The sequence below is a fragment of the Candidatus Pseudothioglobus sp. uisw_070 genome (assembly GCF_059512545.2).
In genome coordinates this window covers 299,658-322,197 of the sequence record NZ_CM183456.2, presented here as the reverse complement: position 1 = coordinate 322,197, position 22,540 = coordinate 299,658, and the positions used below count along the sequence as shown (strand labels likewise).

The 22,540-nt window shown below is 34.9% G+C and carries 29 protein-coding genes and 1 pseudogene; 13 read left to right on the top strand and 17 right to left on the bottom strand.

Annotation, left to right across the window (positions count from 1 at the left end; all coding sequences use genetic code 11):
* Positions 1-40 precede the first annotated feature (40 nt).
* The 3 genes from rpsI to AC5YGD_RS01560 form a co-directional block, all read right to left on the bottom strand.
* Positions 41-436, bottom strand: coding sequence for a 30S ribosomal protein S9 (rpsI, locus tag AC5YGD_RS01570; RefSeq protein ID WP_271541311.1), 396 nt, complete (start codon positions 434-436; stop codon positions 41-43).
* An 11-nt stretch (positions 437-447) separates the two neighbouring features.
* Entirely contained in the window at positions 448-876 is a 429-nt protein-coding gene (gene rplM / locus AC5YGD_RS01565; protein ID WP_271541310.1) for a 50S ribosomal protein L13, read from the bottom strand.
* A 124-nt stretch (positions 877-1,000) separates the two neighbouring features.
* Positions 1,001-2,593 (bottom strand): phosphoethanolamine--lipid A transferase, encoded by a 1,593-nt coding sequence (locus AC5YGD_RS01560; RefSeq protein WP_496141788.1) that lies wholly within the window; start codon positions 2,591-2,593, stop codon positions 1,001-1,003.
* A gap of 56 nt (positions 2,594-2,649) precedes the next feature.
* Here AC5YGD_RS01560 and AC5YGD_RS01555 point away from each other — a divergent pair, with 56 nt between their 5' ends.
* The 8 genes from AC5YGD_RS01555 (at position 2,650) to AC5YGD_RS01520 (ending at position 9,719) form a co-directional block, all read left to right on the top strand.
* Positions 2,650-3,345 carry a TatD family hydrolase gene (locus tag AC5YGD_RS01555; protein ID WP_496141786.1) on the top strand — a complete coding sequence of 232 codons (696 nt, stop codon included), beginning with the start codon at positions 2,650-2,652 and terminating at the stop codon, positions 3,343-3,345.
* Positions 3,345-4,082 carry a ThiF family adenylyltransferase gene (locus tag AC5YGD_RS01550; protein WP_496141785.1) on the top strand — a complete coding sequence of 246 codons (738 nt, stop codon included), beginning with the start codon at positions 3,345-3,347 and terminating at the stop codon, positions 4,080-4,082. The genes AC5YGD_RS01555 and AC5YGD_RS01550 overlap by 1 nt, the downstream gene beginning before the upstream one ends.
* A 22-nt stretch (positions 4,083-4,104) precedes the next feature.
* Positions 4,105-4,653 carry a thioredoxin family protein gene (locus AC5YGD_RS01545; protein WP_416678478.1) on the top strand — a complete coding sequence of 183 codons (549 nt, stop codon included), beginning with the start codon at positions 4,105-4,107 and terminating at the stop codon, positions 4,651-4,653.
* A 99-nt stretch (positions 4,654-4,752) separates the two neighbouring features.
* A complete protein-coding gene (locus AC5YGD_RS01540) occupies positions 4,753-6,573 on the top strand; it encodes a DEAD/DEAH box helicase (protein WP_496141783.1) in 1,821 nt (606 codons plus the stop codon).
* Between the two features lie 176 nt (positions 6,574-6,749).
* Positions 6,750-6,956, top strand: a complete 207-nt coding sequence (locus AC5YGD_RS01535; protein WP_114114942.1) for a cold-shock protein — start codon at positions 6,750-6,752, stop codon at positions 6,954-6,956.
* Positions 6,957-7,145: 189 nt separating this feature from the next.
* Entirely contained in the window at positions 7,146-8,573 is a 1,428-nt protein-coding gene (gene sbcB, locus AC5YGD_RS01530; protein ID WP_496141782.1) for an exodeoxyribonuclease I, read from the top strand.
* A gap of 77 nt (positions 8,574-8,650) precedes the next feature.
* Positions 8,651-9,283 carry an endonuclease III gene (gene nth / locus AC5YGD_RS01525; RefSeq protein WP_416678472.1) on the top strand — a complete coding sequence of 211 codons (633 nt, stop codon included), beginning with the start codon at positions 8,651-8,653 and terminating at the stop codon, positions 9,281-9,283.
* A 16-nt stretch (positions 9,284-9,299) separates the two neighbouring features.
* Positions 9,300-9,719, top strand: a complete 420-nt coding sequence (locus AC5YGD_RS01520) for a DUF1841 family protein (protein ID WP_496141780.1) — start codon at positions 9,300-9,302, stop codon at positions 9,717-9,719.
* Between the two features lie 4 nt (positions 9,720-9,723).
* Here AC5YGD_RS01520 and hisH read toward each other — a convergent pair whose 3' ends face one another.
* The 10 genes from hisH to folB form a co-directional block, all read right to left on the bottom strand.
* Positions 9,724-10,338, bottom strand: coding sequence for an imidazole glycerol phosphate synthase subunit HisH (gene hisH / locus AC5YGD_RS01515; protein ID WP_496141778.1), 615 nt, complete (start codon positions 10,336-10,338; stop codon positions 9,724-9,726).
* A gap of 21 nt (positions 10,339-10,359) precedes the next feature.
* Positions 10,360-10,941 (bottom strand): imidazoleglycerol-phosphate dehydratase HisB, encoded by a 582-nt coding sequence (gene hisB, locus AC5YGD_RS01510; RefSeq protein WP_271541288.1) that lies wholly within the window; start codon positions 10,939-10,941, stop codon positions 10,360-10,362.
* 14 nt (positions 10,942-10,955) lie between these two features.
* A complete protein-coding gene (locus AC5YGD_RS01505) occupies positions 10,956-11,981 on the bottom strand; it encodes an aspartate-semialdehyde dehydrogenase (protein WP_496141776.1) in 1,026 nt (341 codons plus the stop codon).
* A 128-nt stretch (positions 11,982-12,109) separates the two neighbouring features.
* The gene (locus tag AC5YGD_RS01500; protein WP_496141775.1) at positions 12,110-13,015 is read right to left on the bottom strand and encodes an aldo/keto reductase; all 906 of its coding nucleotides are present in this window, start codon (positions 13,013-13,015) and stop codon (positions 12,110-12,112) included.
* 23 nt (positions 13,016-13,038) lie between these two features.
* On the bottom strand, positions 13,039-13,779 hold the full coding sequence (locus AC5YGD_RS01495; RefSeq protein ID WP_496141774.1) for a Nif3-like dinuclear metal center hexameric protein: 741 nt from the start codon (positions 13,777-13,779) through the stop codon (positions 13,039-13,041).
* Positions 13,772-14,833, bottom strand: a complete 1,062-nt coding sequence (hisC, locus tag AC5YGD_RS01490) for a histidinol-phosphate transaminase (protein WP_496141773.1) — start codon at positions 14,831-14,833, stop codon at positions 13,772-13,774. The genes AC5YGD_RS01495 and hisC overlap by 8 nt, the downstream gene beginning before the upstream one ends.
* On the bottom strand, positions 14,830-15,609 hold the full coding sequence (thiD, locus tag AC5YGD_RS01485) for a hydroxymethylpyrimidine/phosphomethylpyrimidine kinase (protein ID WP_271541280.1): 780 nt from the start codon (positions 15,607-15,609) through the stop codon (positions 14,830-14,832). The genes hisC and thiD overlap by 4 nt, the downstream gene beginning before the upstream one ends.
* Positions 15,610-15,614: 5 nt before the next feature.
* Positions 15,615-16,241: a DsbA family protein gene (locus AC5YGD_RS01480; RefSeq protein WP_496141772.1), complete on the bottom strand. Its 627-nt coding sequence runs from the start codon at positions 16,239-16,241 to the stop codon at positions 15,615-15,617.
* Positions 16,242-16,252: 11 nt separating this feature from the next.
* Positions 16,253-16,747 (bottom strand): 2-amino-4-hydroxy-6-hydroxymethyldihydropteridine diphosphokinase, encoded by a 495-nt coding sequence (folK, locus tag AC5YGD_RS01475; protein ID WP_416687439.1) that lies wholly within the window; start codon positions 16,745-16,747, stop codon positions 16,253-16,255.
* Positions 16,747-17,100: a dihydroneopterin aldolase gene (folB, locus tag AC5YGD_RS01470; RefSeq protein ID WP_271541275.1), complete on the bottom strand. Its 354-nt coding sequence runs from the start codon at positions 17,098-17,100 to the stop codon at positions 16,747-16,749. The genes folK and folB overlap by 1 nt, the downstream gene beginning before the upstream one ends.
* A 131-nt stretch (positions 17,101-17,231) precedes the next feature.
* Between folB and plsY the strand changes: the two genes are divergently transcribed.
* The gene (gene plsY / locus AC5YGD_RS01465; RefSeq protein WP_496141771.1) at positions 17,232-17,813 is read left to right on the top strand and encodes a glycerol-3-phosphate 1-O-acyltransferase PlsY; all 582 of its coding nucleotides are present in this window, start codon (positions 17,232-17,234) and stop codon (positions 17,811-17,813) included.
* Between the two features lie 77 nt (positions 17,814-17,890).
* Positions 17,891-19,054, top strand: coding sequence for a tetratricopeptide repeat protein (locus AC5YGD_RS01460; RefSeq protein WP_496141770.1), 1,164 nt, complete (start codon positions 17,891-17,893; stop codon positions 19,052-19,054).
* A gap of 32 nt (positions 19,055-19,086) precedes the next feature.
* Here AC5YGD_RS01460 and AC5YGD_RS01455 read toward each other — a convergent pair whose 3' ends face one another.
* On the bottom strand, positions 19,087-19,629 hold the full coding sequence (locus tag AC5YGD_RS01455) for a lipocalin family protein (RefSeq protein WP_496141769.1): 543 nt from the start codon (positions 19,627-19,629) through the stop codon (positions 19,087-19,089).
* 163 nt (positions 19,630-19,792) lie between these two features.
* Between AC5YGD_RS01455 and AC5YGD_RS01450 the strand changes: the two genes are divergently transcribed.
* Positions 19,793-20,038 carry a hypothetical protein gene (locus AC5YGD_RS01450; RefSeq protein WP_271541271.1) on the top strand — a complete coding sequence of 82 codons (246 nt, stop codon included), beginning with the start codon at positions 19,793-19,795 and terminating at the stop codon, positions 20,036-20,038.
* 54 nt (positions 20,039-20,092) lie between these two features.
* Positions 20,093-20,389: a transposase gene (locus tag AC5YGD_RS01445; protein WP_496141767.1), complete on the top strand. Its 297-nt coding sequence runs from the start codon at positions 20,093-20,095 to the stop codon at positions 20,387-20,389.
* A gap of 88 nt (positions 20,390-20,477) precedes the next feature.
* Here AC5YGD_RS01445 and AC5YGD_RS01440 read toward each other — a convergent pair.
* From AC5YGD_RS01440 to AC5YGD_RS01430, 3 genes and pseudogenes are all read right to left on the bottom strand, one after another.
* Positions 20,478-20,660: pseudogene (locus AC5YGD_RS01440) on the bottom strand (DUF3565 domain-containing protein).
* 16 nt (positions 20,661-20,676) lie between these two features.
* Positions 20,677-20,868 (bottom strand): zinc ribbon domain-containing protein, encoded by a 192-nt coding sequence (locus tag AC5YGD_RS01435; RefSeq protein WP_416652466.1) that lies wholly within the window; start codon positions 20,866-20,868, stop codon positions 20,677-20,679.
* 17 nt (positions 20,869-20,885) lie between these two features.
* Positions 20,886-21,254, bottom strand: a complete 369-nt coding sequence (locus AC5YGD_RS01430) for a DUF2237 family protein (protein ID WP_496141766.1) — start codon at positions 21,252-21,254, stop codon at positions 20,886-20,888.
* An 87-nt stretch (positions 21,255-21,341) separates the two neighbouring features.
* Here AC5YGD_RS01430 and AC5YGD_RS01425 point away from each other — a divergent pair, with 87 nt between their 5' ends.
* On the top strand, positions 21,342-22,481 hold the full coding sequence (locus AC5YGD_RS01425; RefSeq protein ID WP_496141764.1) for an agmatine deiminase family protein: 1,140 nt from the start codon (positions 21,342-21,344) through the stop codon (positions 22,479-22,481).
* The last annotated feature ends 59 nt before the right edge of the window (positions 22,482-22,540 follow it).

The following is a 22,540-nucleotide window of genomic DNA, read 5'->3' as shown; positions in this document are numbered from 1 at the left end:
GATTAGCGGGTTTTTTTTGAAGTAGATTTTATTCGCAAGATTAACGTTTTGAGTACTGCTCACTCTTACGCGCCTTCTTCCTACCAACCTTCTTACGCTCAACTACACGTGCATCACGAGTCACTAGTCCAGCACTTCGTAATCCAGGACGAGTCGCTTCATCATAAGCCATCAAGGCTCTAGTAACTCCAAGTCTAATAGCACCAGCTTGACCTGTATCACCACCACCTTTAACCATGATAGTAAAATCAAACTTGTTATGCATTTCAACCACATCTAGCGGTTGGTTGATAATCATTGAAGATGTCTCTCTACCGAAATATTCAGCCATAGGCTTTTTATTAACTGTAAAAACACCCTTACCTTTAGTCATGTAAACACGGGCAACTGATGTCTTTCTTCTTCCAGTTGCGTAAAAAACTTCTTTATCTGCCATAATAATATGCCTTAAATATCCAATACTTGTGGTTGTTGAGATTGATGGGTATGTTCACTACCAGCAAAAACCTTCATTTTTCTAAACATTTCTCTGCCTAATGGGCCTTTTGGCAACATTCCTTTAACAGCTTTTTGAATAACTTCCTCAGGCTTTTTAGCAAGAAGATCTTTAAATGGAACTGATTTCAGATTACCAACATATCCAGTATGATGATGATACATTTTGTCATTAAATTTATTTCCAGTCACGGTTATTTTAGCCGCATTAACGATAACAATATAATCACCTGTATCCACATGAGGCGTAAATTCAGGCTTATGCTTACCACGAAGACGAGATGCAACTTCAGTTGCTAGACGCCCAAGAGTCTTGCCATCTGCATCTACTAAAAACCACTCTCTTTTTACTTCTTCAGCTTTCGCACTAAATGTTTTCATAACTTGCTTCTATATGTCGGATCAGAATAATCGGACTATTATAATCACTTTTTATTCTTGATGTAAGTTTTCATATGGCAAAAACATGAAATATCCATACATAAAATGATAAAAAATTTCCAGACTATTTTGCCATTAAATCAAGACTCTTATCATAAAGCTTAGTTTCAACGTCCATTAATCCCAATAAAGTGTGAAACAAATTATCATGGGAAAGAGGAAGGTCTTCTTTATTCTTTATTGACTCAACATCAAAAACCTTAGACATAGAATCATTAAGCCACATCAATGCTGGAACATCAATCTGCTCATCTGGGGCCATAAAATATGGCATTCCATGCAAATAAAGACCGTTTTCTCCTAAAGACTCGCCGTGATCACTAACATAAAACATTGCTGTATCTGACTCTTGTGAATTTCTCTTTAAAAGCCCTATAACTTTTGAAAGAAAATAATCTGCATAAAGAATTGTATTGTCGTAGGCATTACTTATTTCTTGATCATTACACTCGTTTAACTGGCTTGTTTTACATACAGGAACAAATACTTCAAATTCCTCTGGGTACCTCTTGTAATATGCTGGACCATGACTCCCCATAGTGTGCAGAATAATCAAAATATCTTTATCATTTTGATCGTCAATATAGCTTTGTAAATTAACCAGCATCCCTTCATCTCTGCACTCAGGATTGCATATAGAATTTTGCCCTGATGTTCGATAGTCTTCAAAAGTAATTCGATCTGCGACACTCTTTGAACTGGAGTTGTTTTCATACCAAATAACACTGGCACCTGCATGGCTTATTAGATCGAGAATATTACTCATATTTTTTCCCTTTTCATGAGAGTATTTATCACGACCTAGTAAAGAAAACATACATGGAACAGACCAAGCAGTATCTGTTCCACACGAAGTCAAATTCTTGAATGAGATGATATCCTCTTTTTCCAAATAAGGATTAGTTTGAAGGCTATAACCATTAATTGACATATGATCCCTTCTCACAGTCTCTCCTATGACAAAAATCACCAAACGCCTTTTGTCAGATTTCTTATTAATTTGTGCATCGAGACCAATCACCTTAAAAGGAGTTGAAGAAGTCACCATCTTTGAATCAATAAACTTAGCTGCAGAATATAAGTAATATGTAGGATTGATATAGAGTCTTAAATCACGATTTTCTCTTGCAAAAGATGTGTAGTGCTTTGAAAATGACAAGACAACCACTACAAAAACAACTACCAAAACTATGAAATATTTAAGCCTCTGAAGAAATTGTGCATTTAACTTTAATTTTTTTAACTCAACTTTTAATACAATAAAGGAAGGTAGAAGCCCCAACACTAGAAAATATAAAATTGATTTATAATTTACCAAGTCAAGAAATTCACTAGTGTCAGTTTCAAATGTATTGGTTATCATGTTATGGTCAAATACAATGCCATAATTATTTGTACTGTAACTAACTAGTGATGAAGTTAATAGTAATAGAATTAAAATTGGCTTGGTTGATCTTCTATAGCAAATCAAAAGCAGTAAAGCAGCCAAGAAAGTAAATAAAAATAAAAATAAAGACCCTAAAAAAAACAAGTTCTCAAAAAGAGGATAAACCAGCAATGTTTTTTCGAAAAATGTAAAATTACCAGTTAATGTTAAAAAACCTGCAATAAGCAAAACTAGATGAATCTGAGATAATTTATAAGAAAAAAGTTTCATTTGTTTTGTTTACAAAAAAATATTATTATATTATCCATTAGATTAAAAAGGAAGTAATGCTTAACTCTCATATACACTTAGATTTTGATAATGTTAACTCCCCTTCTAGCTCTACAACTGGGGTTATTGTTCCATCAACTGGGAAAGATAACTGGGATAGCGTTATTGCTTGCTGCTCAGCAGACAATAATAGTCACTTTGCACTTGGAATTCATCCTTGGTTTATTGAAAATCATCAAATGATCGATTTATACAATCTTGAAGTTCGTATCGAGGAAGAAAAGCCAGTTGCGGTTGGTGAGTGTGGCCTTGATTATGTTAAAGTTAAAGATCAGAATACGCAGAGATTTATGTTTGATGAGCAGATATCTTTGGCAACTCGCTTTGATCTGCCTTTAATAATTCATTCAGTCCAAGCAACTGAAGATGTGACTGACTTACTCAAATCGTACTCTAAATCTCGAGGTGTAATTCACGCATATTCAGGCAGTATTCAACAAGCTGAAAATTTACTGAAAATTAATTTTTCGTTTGGTTTTGGTAATACATTAACCAATCCTCAAGCTTACAAACTGCATGATATTGTGAAGTTTTTACCAATTGAGTCTATTGTGATTGAAACTGATGACCATAAAAACCCTGATGAATTAATTCAGGTAGCTGAGAGGGTTGCAAGAATTAAAAAGCTCACTGTTGATGAGGTAATTGATCAGTGTGACCAAAATACACGCAATATTTTTAATATAGATTAATGTCAGGAAGTTGTGCACGTACTGAAATATTAGTTGGCCAACTAGGCCTAGCTCAATTAGCAGAATCACATGTTGTCATTGCTGGATTAGGGGGTGTTGGAGGAGCATGCGCTGAATCACTCTGCAGGGCAGGAATTGGAGAGTTGACTTTAATTGACTACGATACTATTTCAAATACGGATCTTAATCGTCAGGTAATTGCTCTGCATTCAACTTTAGGTGGCTCAAAAGTCAAAGTTCTTGCGCAGAGACTTAGAGATATTAACCCTGATACTGTAATCAATGAAAAAAACCTTTTTATTGATAGTAAGGAAGCAGAATCAATTGCCAAGAATGAAGATTTAAATTTTGTTGCGGACTGTATTGATGCAATTGCCTGTAAGACAAATTTAATTGATGCCTGTAATCGCTCAGGCAAACCAATAATTTCTAGCATGGGAGCTGGGGGTAGACTAGACCCAACTAAAGTTACAATCTCTAGAATGGATAAAACAGAATATTGTGGTCTTGCTAGAGAGCTAAGAAGACAACTCAGAAGTAAACACGCATCTTTAAAATTTCCAGTTATTCATTCCACAGAGGTTCAAATAAAAGCCCTTCCACATGAAGATTTGGATAAAAACGAATTGTGCCCTCCAGGAAGACCAAGAGCGGTGAATGGAGCAATATCATATATGCCTAATATTTTTGGATTAATGATGGCAGGACACATCATCCAAACTATATTAAAATCATAGTCATTAGGATATTGAGAAAATTATGGTAAGGACTGAAAGCCCAATTTGTGATTTTAATTTACCCGCAATTGAATTTGAACTGAAGGGGGTTGATGGGAAGCTTTATGACCTAAATAGTCTTAAAGGATCTAATGGCTTACTAGTAATGTTTATCTGTAACCACTGCCCTTATGTCAAATCAATTATTGATCAAATAATTCTTGACACAAAAGAGCTTTCTGAATTAGGCATAAATAGTGTCGGCATAATGTCAAATGACCCTAATGAATATGAAGAAGATTCATTTGAAAATATGAAAAAAATTTCTTCCGATTTAAATTTTCCTTTTCCATATCTAATTGATGAGACGCAGGAAGTGGCAAAAGCATTTGGCGCTGTATGTACACCAGATTTTTTTGGTTATAACAAAAACCTTGGACTCCAATATCGTGGGAGACTTAATGAGTCAAGAAAAGAGTCAGTTGATGGAGCAAAAAGAGAGTTATTTGAAGCCATGAAAGAGATTGCAATTTCAGGAAATGGTCCTAGCCATCAGACTCCCTCAATGGGCTGCTCAATCAAATGGTTTTAATTTATTTTTATGAGCTTCATGCTAGTGATAAATACTGGTTATAGATGTAAAATTCCAAATTAAGGTATAATACGCACCTTTTTACTCCCCCCACTTCACATGTCTGAACATGAATCAAGCGTAAATTTTAAAAGTTTTGGTCTTTCCGAGGCCTTAATAAAGGTGCTTGATGAAGTTGGTTATGAAACGCCTTCAGCAATTCAAGAGCAGTGTATACCTTACTTGCTAAATGGTCACGATGTTATTGGACAGGCTCAAACTGGTACTGGCAAAACAGCAGCATTTTCACTCCCATTAATTGATAGAATTGATATTAGTACTAATCAAGTTCAGCTTTTAGTGCTAACCCCGACAAGGGAGCTAGCAATCCAAGTTTCAGAGGCCATTCAAACCTATGCTAGGCATCTTAAAGGACTGCATGTGCTTCCTATATATGGTGGACAGTCTTATGATATTCAGCTAAGGCCATTAAAAAGAGGCGTCCATGTTGTTGTAGGAACTCCTGGAAGAGTAATGGACCATATAAAAAAAGGCACCCTTAAGCTTGGCTCACTAAAAGCATTAGTGCTTGACGAGGCTGATGAAATGTTAAGAATGGGCTTTATTGATGATGTAAAGTGGGTAATGGAAAAGCTGCCGAAAGAACGTCAAATTGCACTTTTTTCAGCAACAATGCCTGACGTAATAAGAAGAGTTGCAGAAAAATTCTTAAACGATCCAAAAATAGTTAAGATAAAAACAAAAACCGCTACAGCGCAAACAATTAGTCAAAGATATTGGCTGGTTAGTGGTGTTAATAAGCTAGATGCGTTGACTCGAATCTTAGAAGTAGAAACATTTGATGCACTTTTAATATTTGTAAGAACAAAAACAGCAACAGTAGATTTGGCAGAAAAATTATCTGCAAGAGGTTTTTCATCTGAAGCGATTAATGGTGATATTGCTCAAAATCAAAGAGAGCGAACAATCCAGCAACTTAAAAAAGGGAAAATTGATATTCTAATTGCCACCGATGTAGCTGCTAGGGGATTAGATGTTGAACGAATTTCTCATGTTGTGAATTATGATATTCCTCAAGACCCAGAGTCTTATGTTCACAGAATTGGAAGAACAGGTAGAGCAGGTAGGGAAGGAAAAGCAATACTATTTGTAGCGCCAAGAGAAAGAAGAATGCTTCAGACAATTGAAAGAATTACACGTCAACCAATCACACCAATGCAGCTTCCTTCTGCCAAAATTATTAATGAGCAAAGGGTAACAAATTTTAAACAAAGAATAAGTGATACTCTTAATAATCAAGAGTTGGGAATCTTTGAAGAACTCATCCTAAGTTTCCAAAAAGAGCATGAAGTTGATGCTTTTAAAATAGCATCAGCATTAGCATTGATGGCGCAAGGTACAGAACCATTACTTCTTAGTGAAAAGGAGTTAAGCCAAGGTTCGTTTAAGGAAGGCAGTAAGGCTAAAATTTCTATTTCAGTTCATGCAGATCCGCTAAAAAACAACCCTTCAATTAAAATGCGAAGGTATAGGCTAGCTGTTGGTCATAAAGATAACATTAAGCCGGGTAACGTCTTGGGTGCAATAGCTAATGAGGCTGAAATTAGTAGTGAGTTTATTGGAGCGATCCAAATATTTCAAGACTTTACCACAATTGATCTACCCGATGAAATGACAAAAGAAACGCTTGCTATTTTGAAAAAAACTAGGGTTTTTGATAAAAAACTTAATATTGAAGAGCTATCAGAGAAAAATAATACGACCTCTCCTCATCAAAAGAGTGATGATTTTAAAAGAAATTCTTCAAGAAGGGGTGGTGAAAGGAAGTTTGAGAGAAAGCCAAGAGGCAAAGGTGGAGATAGGCCTAATAGACATAAAGATAAGAAATTCTCACGAGGTAAGCCAAAAAGAAAAGATTAATTGCTACTAATTACAAGCAAATAGGCGTATTTAGGGCAAAAATATAGGTTAAAATCACATTGCTGGTTAAAATACAGCTAATTTAATAGTGTGTTGTTGCTTCGTAGTAAGTCGGTTTCACAGTAATTTGGGTTGGTTGCGTCTTTTCCATGTTTTATTTATTTTTAGGAGACGGAATGTCTACAACAACAGGACGCGTTAAATGGTTTGACGCAAAAAAAGGTTTTGGTTTTATTGAGCAAGAAAGTGGTGACGATGTGTTCGTTCACTTCAGAGCAATCCAAGGTGATGGTTACAAATCACTAGAAGAAGGTCAAGAAGTTGAATTTGAACTTGAAGATGGCGCCAAAGGACCTCAAGCTGCCAACGTAGTACCAAAATAATTTAAGAATTATTTAATGAAAACCCAGCCTAAGTGCTGGGTTTTTTATTGCCTGTCTTAAATCAAATTGCTTTCATTTAATCTTGTATCGTTTAAAACCTCTAGGACCTCATTTTTTTAGTCAAAATAATATCTCTTTCAATTAATTACAAGTATTTGTTACATATATAATTAATCCAAAAAACAATCTATGAAAACATTCTATTGGTACGATTATGAAACTTTTGGATTATCGCCAAAAGTTCAAAGAATTGCACAGTTTGCTGGCATTAGAACTGATGAAAATCTTAATATTCTTGAAGAACATATGTTCTACTGTAAACCAACCCATGATTCCTTGCCTGCGCCTGAAGCATGTGCAGTCACAGGCATAACGCCACAATTATGTGAGAAAAAAGGATTAATAGAGCATGAGTTTATCAAAAAGATACATCAAGAATTTTCAAAACCTGAGACATGCATTGTTGGTTACAACTCTATAGCATTTGATGATGAATTTACAAGGCACACTCTATTTAGAAATTTCATAGACCCATATTCTTGGCATTGGCAAAATGGTAACGCAAGATGGGACATTCTCAATGTTGCACGTTTCTGTTATGCTCACAAAGAAGAGGGAAGCCTTAAGTGGGTTAAAAATGATAAGAATAGGCCAATTTTCAAACTGGATACACTTGCGCCTGCAAATAACATTGAGCATACTAATGCGCATGATGCTATGGCTGATGTTCGAGCCACAATTGGGATTGCAGCTATTATTAAAAAAAGTCAGCCCAAGTTTTTTGATTATGCCCTTAGCTTAAACGATAAAAAAGAAGTTAGCAGACAAGTTCGTCTGCTTCATCCAATGCTTTTAACAAGCTCACCCTTTGGCTATAAATCATCTTTTACACGATTAGTAACTGCAATATGTTATCACCCCGATTATTCAGATCGCGCAATCGTCTTTAATCTTAATCAGGATCCTGAAATTCTAATGGAGCTTGAAATTGATGAATTGAAAACACTCACATTTTCTAAAAAAACAGACCTCCCAAAAGGGGTCAATAAATTAGAGCTAAATGAACTAGTTTTTAATAAAAGTCCGATGTTTGTATGTAGTCCAAATTCAACTAGTTTTAAGTTGTCTCCAGCCCTTGTTACGAAGTTTAATTTAAATATGGAGAATTGTTTAAAAAATTTACTTTATATTCAAAACAACATAAAAAAAATTGAAGAAAAGGTCCAATCAATTTATAATGATAAAGGGGAAAGAGAGCCAAGTAATGATGTTGATCAATCTCTATATGATGGCTTTATTAGTAATAATGATAGAGCTATATGCAATCAAATTCAAAGCCTTTCAGAAGAGGAAATAAAACACTTTGAACCAAATTTTGAAGATAGGAGGCTCACAAAATTATTCCTGAACTTTAAAGCTAGAAACTATCCCCAGTTATTAAATGAATTTGAACAGGAGCAGTGGTTTGAAATTGTTCAATCACGAGTGCAAAATGGTGAGAATGGCTTCTTATCAATAGATAGTTTCGAACGCAGCTTATTTAACTTAAAAGAAAAATCTCCTGAGAAACAAAATTTATGGAGAGATCTTGAGAACTATGCACAGACATTTCTTTAATCAAAATACCTTACTATTGAAAAATAAGTAAAGTTTAAGTATAATATTCGACCTTAGTTTAACGAAAAAAGGTTCAAATGAACGCAGAAACTAGAAGTGAAATGTTTGCTAGGCTTTTAAAGCAGATTCCAAACCCGACAACTGAACTGAACTACTCAACATCATTTGAATTGTTAGTGGCTGTGACATTATCAGCGCAAGCAACTGATAAAAGTGTAAATCAAGTTACTGATATCTTATTCCCTCTTGCAAATACTCCTGAAAGCATTTTTGAGCTAGGTGAAGATACGCTCAGAGACACAATTAAGTCGATTGGCTTATTTAATTCAAAAGCAAAACACATTATTCAAACTTGCAGGATACTAATAGATAAATATAGCTCAAATGTTCCTGAAACTCGAAAAGAATTAGAGGCGCTTCCTGGCGTGGGCCGCAAGACTGCAAATGTAGTTCTTAATACAGCATTTGGACAACCAACTATTGCAGTTGATACTCACATATATAGAGTAGCCAATAGAACAGCAATAGCCTCAGGAAAAACAGTTCTAGAAGTTGAAAAGAAGCTAATTAAGTTCATACCTGATGAATTTAAAGTCCCAGCTCATCATTTAATGATTCTTCATGGAAGATACGTCTGTAAGGCGAGATCACCACATTGCACAGAGTGTAAGCTTTTAGACTTATGTGAGTATGAAGAGAAAAACCTTTAAAATCTAACGAACTATAGTGTTCTCACAAGATAGATCGAAACAAAGAGAATTTCTAGCCAGCTCATGGCAAAAACATATCAATGGCGAAATACTAGAGCCTCTTGAGCTTCAGCTTGCGTTAATAGTTCAGAAGCATCCAGAGTATCACGCCCTCATTAATGACATAAATTTAGAATATTTCCCAGAGCAAGGAAAAACAAATCCATTCCTTCACATAAATCTTCATTTAGCTCTTCAAGATCAGCTCACACTTGATCAGCCAATTGGAATTAATGATATACACAAAAAACTTATTGCAAAGCATAGTGACATGCATGAAGTTGAACATCTGATGATGGAATGTATAGCCGAAATGATATTCAATTCTCAAAAGAATAACACTACTTTAGATCAAGGTAATTATTTAGTCAATCTTAAAAAACTAATCAAAAGCTAATTTACTATGTCCAATTAGTAAAGTTTTTAAGTAGTTGCAGCCCATCACTTTGTGACTTTTCTGGATGGAATTGCACGGCAAAGAGTTGATCGATTGCAATTGCAGATGTAAAAGTATGTCCATAATCTGTCGTTGCGGCAACACAACTTTCATCGACCTCTTCTACATAATAACTGTGCACACTATAAAAGCGACTGTTATTGTCAATTTTATGCCATAGTGGGTGATTCTTTACTTGATTTACTCTATTCCAACCCATATGTGGTATTTTAAGATCACTATTTTGAAATTTTATGACTTTTCCTGGAACTATTGAAAGCCCTTGAGTTATATTATTTTCTTCACTATAGTCAAATAATAATTGCAAACCAAGGCATATTCCAAGAAATGGTTTTGATTTCGAAGCTAATTTAACTTCATCAATTAGTTCATTTGAAGCAAGAGCGCTCATGCACGAACCCATCGCCCCTTGTCCTGGAAAAACAACACGGTCAGAATCTCTTATGACTTTTGGATTATTAGTAAGAAGGCACTTATCATTTGGCGCTACATGCTCAATAGCTTTTTGAACAGAACGTACATTTCCCATTCCATAGTCAACAATTGCAATTGTTTGCATGTTGCTCTTCCTAATTGTCTTCTAAAGAGAGCCCTTGGTCGAAGGGATTGTATTTGCTTGCCTCTCATCTGGAGTCACAGCCATTCGAAGCGCTCTTCCAAAAGCTTTGAAAACAGTTTCTGCTTGGTGATGAGAATTTATGCCTTTCAAATTATCAATATGGAGAGTAACTAGGGCATGATTTACAAAACCCTGGAAGAATTCTCTAATTAAATCTAAATCAAATGTACCTACCCTATCTCTTGTAAATTTAACCCCAAGATCAAGCCCAGGTCGGCCAGATAAATCTATAACTACTCTTGATAATGCCTCATCTAAAGGAACATAGGCATGGCCATAACGCGTCAATCCTTTTTTATCACCTACAGCATCAAAGAACGCTTGTCCAAAAGTTATTCCAACATCTTCAACCGTATGATGATCGTCTATTTCATTATCACCATCACATTTAATTGAAATATCCATTAACCCATGGCGAGCAATTTGATCTAGCATGTGATCTAAAAATGGAACGCCTGTTTCAATCTCAGCTTTTCCACTTCCATATAGCTCTAGACTAACGGCTATATCAGTTTCATTTGTCTTGCGTTCTTTAGTAATCATAATTTGATTTTATCTTAAGCAATATAGTCTCTGATGAGTATTTCAGCTATTTGAATACTATTAAGAGCAGCCCCTTTTCTAATATTATCTGACACAACCCATAAATTTAAACCTTTATCATGACTGATATCTTCCCTAATTCTGCTTACATATGTAGCGTCAGTATTGGTTGCTTCAACAAAAGGTGTTGCATATCCACCATCTTTTCTTTCGTCCATAACAATGACACCTTCTGCTTTTTCAAGTAAATTTCGAGCATCAGTCGCAGTAATTTTTTCTTTAGTCTCGATATGAACAGCTTCTGAATGACCATATACAACTGGAATCCTAACTGCAGTAGGGTTAACAAGAAGGTTATCATCCTCAAATATTTTTTGAGTCTCCCAAACCATTTTCATTTCCTCTCTTGTATATCCATTATCTTGAAATGTATCAATATGTGGAATAGCATTAAAAGCAATTTGTTTGGTATAAACATCTACCTCTACATCATTACCGTTTAATAAATTAGCAGTTTGATTAGTAAGCTCAGTAATCGCTTCTTTTCCACTTCCAGAGACCGCTTGGTATGTTGCAACATTAATTCTAGAGATTCCAACAGCATCATATATCGGCTTTAAAGCAACGAGCATCTGAATTGTTGAACAGTTTGGATTAGAAATAATATTTCGATTAGTGTAATTAGCTATCGCGTGAGGATTAACCTCTGGAACAACCAGCGGAATGTCATCATCCCTTCTAAAGTGAGATGTGTTATCAATTACAATGCACCCTTGTGCAGCAGCAATTGGCGCATATTTTTCTGAAATATCGCCGCCAGCAGAAAATATACCTATTTGAACTTTAGAAAAATCAAAAGTATCTAGATCCCCAACAATCCATGACTTTCCTTGGCATGAAACCTTGCTTCCAGCCGAGCGTTTGGATGCTAGTGGGTACAAATTTTCAATAGGAAATTTTCTTTGATCGAGAATTGAGATCAATGTTTCCCCAACTGCACCAGTTGCGCCAACGATAGCAATATTATATTTTTTGCTCATAATAATTTGAAGAAACTAAAAAAACTATAGATTATACGAAGGACTGGGACTAATATTCATAAATATATTCAATACTTTAGGATATTTATTTCATTCAGCCAAGTCAAAGTATTGTTATTTTAAATAAATTAAGGAAGGCGCCATGGCAGAACACCATCATTAAATGATGCAGTATAAAGCTCAAACCAAGTCTCACGATCCATCTTAACCTTCATTGCATCAGAAATTTTTGCAATCCTATCTAAATTATTTGTACCCATTACAGGGCAAATTTTGGCTGGATGAGCTAATATCCACGCAACGGCAACAGCTGCCATATCAACATTTTGATTAGCTGCAACCTTTGCGAGTGCCTTGCCAAGTAATCCATTATTACTCATCAATTTCCCGCCACCAAGTGGTGACCAAGCCATTACAGTTGTTTTTTGCTCTTGATGAAAAGCAAGATCTCCATTTGTAAACGCATCAGTTGCAGCTAAAGACATCTCAATTTGATTTGTTATCAATGGGCTTTTCATGCCAGACTGCAACAACCTATAATCCCAAGGCTTAAAGTTTGAGACGCCCACTTCCTTTACTTTTCCAGACAAAACAAGATCATCTAACGCGTTTCCAGTCTCAAGATGATCCATATAAGGATCTTGTCGATGGATTAATAATAGGTCTAGATAATCTGTAGACATATTCTTTAAAGATGCATCAACAGAGTCAAAGATATGCCCTCTTGAAGTGTCATAATGACTAAATGTTGCACTAGAGTATCTATCAGAGGGATTTACTATGCCGCATTTTGATACGATTTCAATCTTATGCCTTAAGGATGGAGTTTCCTTCAAAACACTCCCAAATAAGCCCTCTCCAGTATACAAACCATATACTGCAGCCTGATCAAACGTTGTGATTCCCTGATCTAAGCATAAATTAACTTTGTTACTAATATGTTTGGTTGATGTATTAGCGTCATTAGCTAAACGCCACATCCCATAAATGATTCGACTAAAGTTAGAAGAACTAGAAAAATTTAACCGCTCCATACTAACTCCAAATAGTAATAAGATTAAACAGAATTATCAACTTCAATATAGTGGTGTTGCAATTTGAATTGAGAGCAAAGATGTTTGCATAGAGCCTGCACCCCATATCTTTCTGTCGCATGATGGCCAGCAGAAATAAATGTAATATTGTTTTCTTTAGCAACTGCAGGGGTCTTTTCTGACACCTCTCCACTCAAATACAAATCGACGTTAAGATTGATTGCATCCTCAATAAAACCTTGAGCAGCTCCAGTGCACCACGAAATTTTTTTAATCTTCCCACTCTGTTTGCCAAATACTTGAGGCGCCCTATCTAGTTTTTCTTCAATCAATTTTGAAAAATCACTTATATTAGTATTTAGCTCCCCTTGCCATAGCAAACCCCCTGCAACAGGTTCCATATTTTTTATCCCTAAGCGCCTTCCAAGCTCAACATTATTTCCAACCTCATCGTGGTCATCAAGGGGAAGGTGAAAACCAAAAAGATTGATATTGTGTTTAAGTAATAAAGCAATCTTAGCTCTCTTTGCGCCAGATATTATTTTTGATTCGTTATCCCAAAAAACACCATGATGAACAAAAATAGCATCTGCTTTTTCTTCAATAGCTCTCTCGATAAGCTCTAGATTAGCACTAACACCACTTACAATTTTAGTGATATTTAATGAACCTTCAATCTGAAGTCCATTAGGGCAATAATCCTTAAATTTATAAATATCAAGATAGGTATTACAGTAATTTTTTAACTCTTCACGATTAACCATAGTAATCCTTGATGCACTTTAAAAGAACATTATTCTCTTTTGCTTCACTAACACTGATGCGTATGAAATTTTCTAATTGCGTACCAATTGCAAAACCCTTTATAAGAATTCCACTTTCTTTTAATGATTCTAATAAAGATTTTGCATTGTCAGACTTTACTAAAAGAAAGTTAGTTTGAGATGGATAGACAGTAAGTCCTGGAATTAAAGAAAGCTCGTCATAAAGTCGGCCCCTTTCATTCATAATTATTTTGGCATTACTTACAATACGCTGGCTATCTTTAAGTAAAAAATTTGCACTCACCTGAGTCAAAATATTTATATTATATGGAAGCCGTAATTTGTTTAATTGTTCAATAGTTTTTTCGCTTCCGACTAATAAACCAAGTCTTAAGCCAGCAAAACCAATTTTTGAAATGGTTCTAAGTACCACTAGGTTTGAAAAATTGTCAATTTCAGTCAAAAAACTTCGCTCCGAATATGCATAGTAAGCTTCATCAAGAACCACTAAGGCATCAGTAGACTGAATAATTTCTCTAATCACATCATAATCAAAAGCATTTCCGGTTGGATTGTTTGGATAAGCTATAAAAATTAACTTTGGTTTATTAGTTTTAATAGCAAATAACGTAGCGTTTAAATCAATATCAAAATTCTCATCCAATGGAATTCCATGATAATTTAATTGTGCAAATTTTGAAACCAGTTCGTACATCACGAAACTTGGCTCAAAGCTCATTATCGAGTCACCACTGCTGCAGGCTAGTGACAATAGTTGAATTAACTCATCTGAGCCATTTCCAAGAAGCACGCCAAAATCTTTTGGGATGCCCATTAAGTTTCTTAGAGTAGCTTGAAGTTCTTCAGCACTTGCATCTGGATAGCGATTTACTTCTGATCTTGATATATACTCTAAGAATTCATCTTTTAATTCTTCAGGAACACCAAATGGACTTTCCATTGCATCCATCTTGAGCATATTCTTTGCAGAAGGAACATGGTAAGCATTAATATTTCTAATATCAGATCTTAGCCATTGATCAATAAAGGTCATAATTGTTTAGGAAAAGTTCTATTTGGATGATACTGCATTTTACCAACCTTTTTAGCGCTTAATAAAGATTGATAGGTATAGTCAAGAGCCTTTTTACAGGCATCTTCAACAGGTACATTATCTGCCAGCAAAGCTGCAATGGCACTAGATAATGTGCATCCAGAACCATGATACTGGCCTGTCAATTTCTTATAGGTAAATTTACTTACCAAATTAGCATTATGATATAAACGATGTTCAACTTGAATTTCAGAGCTATCAGAAGTCGTTAAAAGTACCCAAGGGCAATTTAAACTAGATATTGCTGATTCTTCATTGAGTCCAGGAGCCAGAGCATTTAATTCAGCTAAATTAGGTGTCACTATTAAGCACAAAGGGATGAGCTCATTCTTCATGGCATCAATCATCTCTTTGCTGCTTAGAATATCATCTGTACTCGAACTTATTATTGGATCAAGAACGATATTTAGTCCCTGCTTGTTAGATAGCAATTTTGAAATAGTTTTAACTTGTGACGATGTGCCTAGTAGTCCTATTTTGACTGTATTAAAACTAATATCCTCATCAATTAACTTAAACTGCAATTCTAAAAGGCTATTTTTTGTTGGCTCAAGAGATAGAACTCGCTGAGTATTTTGAGCAGTAAGCGTAGTGATTATTGGAAGTGGAGTCACTCCAAATTGATTTATTGTTTCAATATCTGCTGAAACCCCTGCTGCTCCAGATGGGTCTAGCCCCGAAAATAATAAAACTGAATCGGCTTCAAGCCTAACCATATTTATTATTGAGATTCTTTTTGAATTAGATAGTCAATTACTTCAAAAATTTTCTCAGAACTTCCCGCACTGGTTCCATTAACCATATACTTGCCATTTACAATAAAAGCTGGAACTCCAGGAATACGATATTTATAAGTATTAGCCTTTGCCTTATTAACAGCAATTTTTACTGGGAAGGAGTTATAAACTTTATTTGCCCTCTCTTCATCTACTCCATTAAAAGCGAGCCATGCAACAAAGTCTTGTTGTGTTTTAAACTGTAATTTTTGAATATGGATTGCATTAAATAGGGCTCCGTGTAATCGATCCACTTCGCCTAATTCCTCAAGAATATAGTAAAAACTAGCTCCATACTCCCAACCTGGAAAAACTGCTGGCTGAAGAATAAATTGAGCAGAACTATCCATTGTTTTTAACCAATTATCTAGCAAAGGATGAACAGTGAAACAATGAGGACAAAAATACCAAAAAAGTTCTCTAACTTCCACTTGACTGCCAGTCTCAGTTTCAATTGCCTTATCTAAGACAATATAATTTTTACCGGCAACAAATTCTGCTTGAGTGGTGTTTGTAAAAAACACAAAAACTGAAAGAATGATCAGAGAAGACAGTGCTGTTATTTTTTTCATATTTGTACTCATTAATCAAAAAGTTTATCAATATTATACTGGTTTAAGTCAAATTCCTTGCTTGATTGGAACTCCTTCCAAAGATCCAAATAGGAAATTCTTTCCTGAGGATGAATGCCATTTGGATTAAGCTCTGCAAGAGGTGCTAAAACAAAAGCATACTTTAAAATATCGCGTCGAGGAATATTTAATTTATCGTCAATGACATCATCATATAAAACAAGATCTAAATCTATTATTCTAGAAGAAAACTTTGGTAAGTTACGATCCCTACCTAAGGTATTTTCAATATCATGCAAAATATTTACAACATCATTAATATTTTTATCTGTCTCAACATTAACGCCAATATTATAAAATTTACTCCCAACGAAGCCCTCGGAGGGACTCTCAAAGAGTGATGACATAGTAATTTCTGTAAAGTTTGATTCAAGACTATCCAATGCTAAACGAATATTTTTTCGTCTATCTTGGTTTGAGCCAATGTTAAAGTGCAGTAAGCTCATTAGCCAGCTGACCTCTCAATAATTACACCAACACCTTCAGCGCCAGTAATTGCCTCACCTTTATTTAGTTTTAATTTAACCCAGCTAACGTCAAACTCATTAAGGATAATCTGGCAAATTTTCTCTGCCAAGGTTTCAACTAGTTGAAATTCAGACTCTTTCACAAAACCTATAATACGCTTACAAATATTTTTATAGTTTAAAGCCTGATCAATATGATCAGTAGCTGCTGCTTTAGCAATATCTGAAGACATCTCTATATCTAATATTATGTCTTGGCGAATTTTTCTTTCCCAATCATAAATGCCTATAACTGTATCTACTTTAAGACCCTGAACAAAAACAATATCCATATTTAATCTACCTTAAAAAAAACTATTATGATACCTTTGAGAAATCCTTTGATTGCTACAATAAAATGTTTTCATTGATATAATTTATAAATAGTCCTAAAATTCATTAGGGTCAAAATCAGGAGAACTACTTGTTTTACTTTCTAATTGCTAGCTACTTGCTTGGTTCAATCTCGAGCGCTATTATTATTTGTAAGATTGTGGGCCTCCCAGACCCAAGAACTAAAGGCTCTAAAAACCCTGGTGCTACCAATGTTCTTCGTATAGGGGGTAAAAAAATAGCCGCGTTCGTTCTGTTGTTTGATGGCTTAAAGGGAGCTTTACCGGTAATTCTGGCTAATTATTTGGGCTTTAGTTTATTTGAGCTGACAATTATCTTGCTTTGTGCGTTTCTTGGGCATGTATTTCCAATTTTTTATGGCTTCAAAGGCGGAAAAGGAGTTGCAACTTACCTTGGAGGGTTGATAGGTTTAAACTTCTTTGTAGGATTAACATTTTCAATTATCTGGCTTCTCGTTGCCAAAGTAGTAAAGATTTCATCTATTGCAGCATTAACTGCTACATTACTTTCCCCTATATATTTTTATTTTATTACTACTCATAACTTAAAAGCCACTCTGGTAATTTTCCTTATAAATCTTTTTATTTATTTTACTCATCGCGAAAATATTAAAAGAATTATGAGTGGAGATGAAGGCGTTATTGGGTCCTAATTAAAGTCCCTTCTGATTTCTGCAAGAGAGCTATACAATAGTTATTCATATTTACTGCATTAATGTATATTGTTGCCATGTCTCAACGAAAACCTTCGCAAGAAAAAATTGACCATATCCTTAATCTTTTTAAGAGTAATAAAATACAACAAGCTCTTGATTTTATTGATAGTTTGTCTAAAGATTATCCTGATAATTCACTTCTCTTCAATATCCGTGGTGCCTGCTATGCAGGACTTGGACAGCTAGAAATTGCTGTTAAAAATTATGAAAGAGCACTATCAATAAGGCCAGAATATGCCAAAGCTCATTATAATCTTGGAAGTGTATTACAGGAACTAGGTAAACTGCATGACTCTGTTAAGAGCTACGAGAATTCAATAGCTTTTGAACCTGAGAATGCTCAAGCTCATAACAATCTTGCAATTGTGCTTAGAGAGCTTGGTCAATTAGAAGAGGCTGAAGTAAACTGCAGAAAAGCAATAGTCTTGGACCCAGAATATGCTGAGGGTTATTGCAGCCTAAGCGTCATTTTATATGCTAATGGAGATCTTAATTCTGCATTAGAAAGTATTCAAATAGCATATTCTATCAATCCAAAATCAAAGCTTATTAAACTATTATTTGCAGTTCTGAAAGCAAGAAAGAATCGAAATACTAACGATGTCAGTGATGGCAATATAAATAAATCAAACTTTGTTACAAAATTAACTTCCAATCCACTCATTTTAAATAGGGCAGTAGAACAAGAACTGATTGCTAAACTCTATGAGATGAAATCTTTAGAACATTATCCACAAACAGATACTATTTACGGGAATGCTAGAGGTTCAGGATATCAATTATTTCAAGATGATTACTCTTCCATTATAAGAACTGTAAGAGATGATTTAGTAAGAATATTAACAAAGGCAATTAACACTGATATTTATATTAAAGATTCTTTTTTTCATATCATGGGTGCTGGAGGCGCAGGGGTAAATCGTCACAACCATATTGGTGATTTAGACTTAGATTCTAGTCTTAACTTAATTAAACAAAAGTTTAGTCTAGTCTATTACCTATCTATAGGAGATCAAGATTGCAGCGAACCAGGCACTTTAAGGCTTTATGATCCTAGCGAGAATATTCTGCCTAGCGAAGGTAAGATAGTTATCTTTCCAGCTGATAGATATCATTCTGTGACTTATAATGGGGGAAAAGATAGGATTATGATTAGTATTAATTTTTATAGTCTTTAATCTTTTCTGACCTATATTAATAAGAAAGAAAGTTATTTGGTATGAGTTGCTTTTTGCAGATCATCTAGGTCATATCCAAGAGAATCTACCTTATTAACCAAGTTTGAGTAGTCTTGTTGAGAAATAGTTGACGTTCGCGCCATAATCCATACATAGTCTCGACTTGTTCGACCAATAATGGTTTGTTGGTAGCTATCATCTAAATACACAATTCTGTAATCCGCCTTTATTGGCCAGACAAACTGCATGCCCCAAATCGCATTAGTGCGATTATCTTTTATAAATCCACGGGGTCGATATATCTTAGTTGGACCCTTCAAACTACCCTTATTGAAAGTGAAAGTCGTTGCAATACTTCCATCATTATCACGCTGATAGGTTTCAATGGGATTGTATGCGTCCCTTTCAAGAAACGTTGGAATAGTGGCAATTACGTACCAATCGCCCATGAACCGATCAAGGTCAACATAGTCTACCACTGGCATTGGCTCTGGTGAACTGCCAACAAAAATTTGGTTACTAGTGCACCCAATTAAACCAAGAGATATCAATAAGATTAAGAGTAGTTTTTTCATTCTATTATTTTATATCAACTTGAACTGAGGTAGTGCATTCTAGTTCTCGTTATTAAACAATTTTTAAAAAAATATTTCATAATAAACCCTATTATGAAAGGCTTTATATTAAATAATTTTATTGTAGACTATCCTTTCTTTAAATTAACTTAGGAATGATTACATGAAAAAAATACTCTCTCTTACTTTTATAGTTTTACTTTTACCTTCTATGGCTTTTGCTGGAGCATGCCCAATGCTAACATCACAAGTTGAAGATAAAATTGCAACATTAGATCAAGCAAAGTATGCAACTTTAATTACGGCTGCACTTATGCTTCATGAAGAAGGTGTCAAAGCACATGGCTCTGGAGATCATGGGATGTCTGAAGTTTATCTTAATGGCGCTCTAAGACTGCTAGATGTCTAAACTATAATTTTAAATGTGCCCTAATTTATTTGGGCACATTGCTAAAGACTTTTTATGCAAAAACTCATTTCAATTTTATTTATTACTAGCTTGTTAAATGTTTCATATGCTGGTTATCTTGATGATTGGTCTAATGATGATCTTTGTGGATGGATGGAATCATCCTCAACCCCAAAAAATATTCTAGATGAAGTAGCTAATAGAGAAATATTATGTTATGGGGGCATTGAGGTTTCAACTTTGCCAGAATCTGATTCTTATGAGGATGAAAATGGAACCGTCTTTCCTTCACCTGATCCATCATTAATTCCAGAAGCGATAGCTGATAAGATGTCAGACTACTCATACTAAAGCCTTAACTTAGTTATATATTTGCGATAATATGACTGAGGAAGGTTAATTATTAATCTATATGCTTTCAGTCTTATTGTAAGTCATGCTAATCCTTGCAAGACTTACATTCAAGTTCAAATCCTATAAAATCATTACGTCCGCTATCTGACAAAACCCATTCTCTTTGATACCAGGGCAGGTTATGCCTGACATGCTGAGTGTGGCCACAAGATCAATTCGCCACCCAGTGATTATCTTCGTCTAGATGAAAGCCAGTTATTTTTTCCATATAAGGTTAGATGGATTTATTCATTTCCATCACCAACATTATTTATGTTTATTTCACCATCATAAACTTCATATTCGAGTTTATTTGGATTACAACATATCTCACAGTCATAAATCTCAACATCATTCCCAATAAAAGATGGGCCGATTTCTAATGAAACTTCAAACTGCTCAAAACAAAAAAAACAGGTAATCACTTTATGTGTCATTTTTTAAATTCTCCATTTTAATCATCTACTGCATATTTTTTGAGAAGCTCCATTGGAATTATTTCCAATGCTCTTATATGTGTACTTTGTAAATTCAGTCTTGGCGCCATGCCACTTTTCTCTGCTTCTAACCAACGCTCAGCACATACACACCAACTATCACCTGGCTCTAAGCCTTCAAAGCCATAAGCCAGCATAGGAGTAGATAAATCATTTCCTTGCGATTTTGTGTAGTCTAAAAATTTCTGCGAAGTTTCAATACAAACTGTATGAGAGCCAGAGTCATCTTTACAGGTATTACACTCACCATCTCGGTAGAATCCAGTAACTGGATCCATGCCACAGATTTCTAATTTTTCACCAAACACGTTAATTGATTCATCCATTGTTAAAAATATTTAAAAACAAAGTCTGCATTATATTTAAAATTTCGTTTGATATGTGTGAGGCATCATTCTTTATTTAAAATGGGAATGGTGGACAACATTAATAACATAAAAAGAAAAAGTAGAATTTGGTTTATCTCAATAGTACTTCTACTTTCTGCGATAAGCATTAATACACTCGCAAATGAAGTTAGCAATATATCAAAACGTGTTCCAGCTGAATGGGAAACTCAAGAAGCAATTTGGATGCAATGGCCTGGCTATTGGGAAAAAGAATATGAGCCAACCTTTGCGAAGATATCTGCAATTATTTCTCGTTACGAAACACTACACATTTTATATCATTCTGAAAAAATTTATGCAGAGGCATATAAAGCGATAAATAACATAGGAGCAGGCCCTCAAAATAAAAATATCCGATGGCACAAAGTGCCTAATGACAATGCTTGGATGCGAGATAATGGGCCTATTTATGTTTTAGAAGATAATGAGTTAAGAATTCAAAATTGGGATTTTAATGCTTGGGGTGGCGCTTTTGGCTCAGACATTCCTTTTAACCTCGACAACATGGTCCCAGATGAAGTTGGAGCGATACTTGATATGTCTGTTGATTCCATAAATATAGTTCATGAACGTGGCAACTTAGAGTTTAACGGATTAGATACAGTTATTACAAATTGGAGCGCCCTAGGTGATCCAAGTCGAAATTTGAACTACAATAAACAACAGGCAGAAAGTGACCTGAAGATACACTTTGGTGTAACAAATGTTATTTTCATTGAGGGTATTCCGGATGGAGACTTTACCAAAGGACACATTGATGGTATTGCCCGGTTTATTGGAGTAGAAACTGTAGTTGTAGTTCAATGTACATCTCGATCTTTATGTCGACCAGATAGTAAAGATGCTGAGATTTATGATAATGCTGCAAAAATAATTGAGAAAGCAGGGCTTAAAGTTATAAGAGAGCCCATTGAGGGTTTTGTAAAATATAATGATCAAAAGTTTGATACAAATTACATGAACTGGTTAGTTGGTAACGGATTTGTAATTGTGCCTGGCTTTGGGAATCCTGAAACAGATACCTCAGCTAAATCTCGTATCGAAAATTATTTTCCAAATCGTGATGTATATTTAATTGAAATGTTAAGTTCATGGGCGGCTGGTGGCGGAGTTCATTGCCATACAAATGATCAGCCTGCTAATCCAATTAAAAATAATCTTTAACTTTATTTTAAAATAAAGTCCAAACTTCGTTTCATCTGAGAGTGAGTTCTTTTTTGCAC

Excerpts from the sequence above, each read along its gene's own strand:
- rpsI (WP_271541311.1), bottom strand. The coding sequence starts at position 436 with ATGGCAGATAAAGAAGTTTTTTACGCAACTGGAAGAAGAAAGACATCA.
- rplM (WP_271541310.1), bottom strand. The coding sequence starts at position 876 with ATGAAAACATTTAGTGCGAAAGCTGAAGAAGTAAAAAGAGAGTGGTTT.
- AC5YGD_RS01560 (WP_496141788.1), bottom strand. The coding sequence starts at position 2,593 with ATGAAACTTTTTTCTTATAAATTATCTCAGATTCATCTAGTTTTGCTT.
- AC5YGD_RS01555 (WP_496141786.1), top strand. The coding sequence starts at position 2,650 with ATGCTTAACTCTCATATACACTTAGATTTTGATAATGTTAACTCCCCT.
- AC5YGD_RS01550 (WP_496141785.1), top strand. The coding sequence starts at position 3,345 with ATGTCAGGAAGTTGTGCACGTACTGAAATATTAGTTGGCCAACTAGGC.
- AC5YGD_RS01545 (WP_416678478.1), top strand. The coding sequence starts at position 4,105 with ATGGTAAGGACTGAAAGCCCAATTTGTGATTTTAATTTACCCGCAATT.
- AC5YGD_RS01540 (WP_496141783.1), top strand. The coding sequence starts at position 4,753 with ATGTCTGAACATGAATCAAGCGTAAATTTTAAAAGTTTTGGTCTTTCC.
- AC5YGD_RS01535 (WP_114114942.1), top strand. The coding sequence starts at position 6,750 with ATGTCTACAACAACAGGACGCGTTAAATGGTTTGACGCAAAAAAAGGT.
- sbcB (WP_496141782.1), top strand. The coding sequence starts at position 7,146 with ATGAAAACATTCTATTGGTACGATTATGAAACTTTTGGATTATCGCCA.
- nth (WP_416678472.1), top strand. The coding sequence starts at position 8,651 with ATGAACGCAGAAACTAGAAGTGAAATGTTTGCTAGGCTTTTAAAGCAG.
- hisH (WP_496141778.1), bottom strand. The coding sequence starts at position 10,338 with ATGCAAACAATTGCAATTGTTGACTATGGAATGGGAAATGTACGTTCT.
- hisB (WP_271541288.1), bottom strand. The coding sequence starts at position 10,941 with ATGATTACTAAAGAACGCAAGACAAATGAAACTGATATAGCCGTTAGT.
- AC5YGD_RS01505 (WP_496141776.1), bottom strand. The coding sequence starts at position 11,981 with ATGAGCAAAAAATATAATATTGCTATCGTTGGCGCAACTGGTGCAGTT.
- AC5YGD_RS01500 (WP_496141775.1), bottom strand. The coding sequence starts at position 13,015 with ATGGAGCGGTTAAATTTTTCTAGTTCTTCTAACTTTAGTCGAATCATT.
- AC5YGD_RS01495 (WP_496141774.1), bottom strand. The coding sequence starts at position 13,779 with ATGGTTAATCGTGAAGAGTTAAAAAATTACTGTAATACCTATCTTGAT.
- hisC (WP_496141773.1), bottom strand. The coding sequence starts at position 14,833 with ATGACCTTTATTGATCAATGGCTAAGATCTGATATTAGAAATATTAAT.
- thiD (WP_271541280.1), bottom strand. The coding sequence starts at position 15,609 with ATGGTTAGGCTTGAAGCCGATTCAGTTTTATTATTTTCGGGGCTAGAC.
- AC5YGD_RS01480 (WP_496141772.1), bottom strand. The coding sequence starts at position 16,241 with ATGAAAAAAATAACAGCACTGTCTTCTCTGATCATTCTTTCAGTTTTT.
- folK (WP_416687439.1), bottom strand. The coding sequence starts at position 16,747 with ATGAGCTTACTGCACTTTAACATTGGCTCAAACCAAGATAGACGAAAA.
- folB (WP_271541275.1), bottom strand. The coding sequence starts at position 17,100 with ATGGATATTGTTTTTGTTCAGGGTCTTAAAGTAGATACAGTTATAGGC.
- AC5YGD_RS01460 (WP_496141770.1), top strand. The coding sequence starts at position 17,891 with ATGTCTCAACGAAAACCTTCGCAAGAAAAAATTGACCATATCCTTAAT.
- AC5YGD_RS01455 (WP_496141769.1), bottom strand. The coding sequence starts at position 19,629 with ATGAAAAAACTACTCTTAATCTTATTGATATCTCTTGGTTTAATTGGG.
- AC5YGD_RS01450 (WP_271541271.1), top strand. The coding sequence starts at position 19,793 with ATGAAAAAAATACTCTCTCTTACTTTTATAGTTTTACTTTTACCTTCT.
- AC5YGD_RS01445 (WP_496141767.1), top strand. The coding sequence starts at position 20,093 with ATGCAAAAACTCATTTCAATTTTATTTATTACTAGCTTGTTAAATGTT.
- AC5YGD_RS01435 (WP_416652466.1), bottom strand. The coding sequence starts at position 20,868 with ATGACACATAAAGTGATTACCTGTTTTTTTTGTTTTGAGCAGTTTGAA.
- AC5YGD_RS01430 (WP_496141766.1), bottom strand. The coding sequence starts at position 21,254 with ATGGATGAATCAATTAACGTGTTTGGTGAAAAATTAGAAATCTGTGGC.
- AC5YGD_RS01425 (WP_496141764.1), top strand. The coding sequence starts at position 21,342 with ATGGTGGACAACATTAATAACATAAAAAGAAAAAGTAGAATTTGGTTT.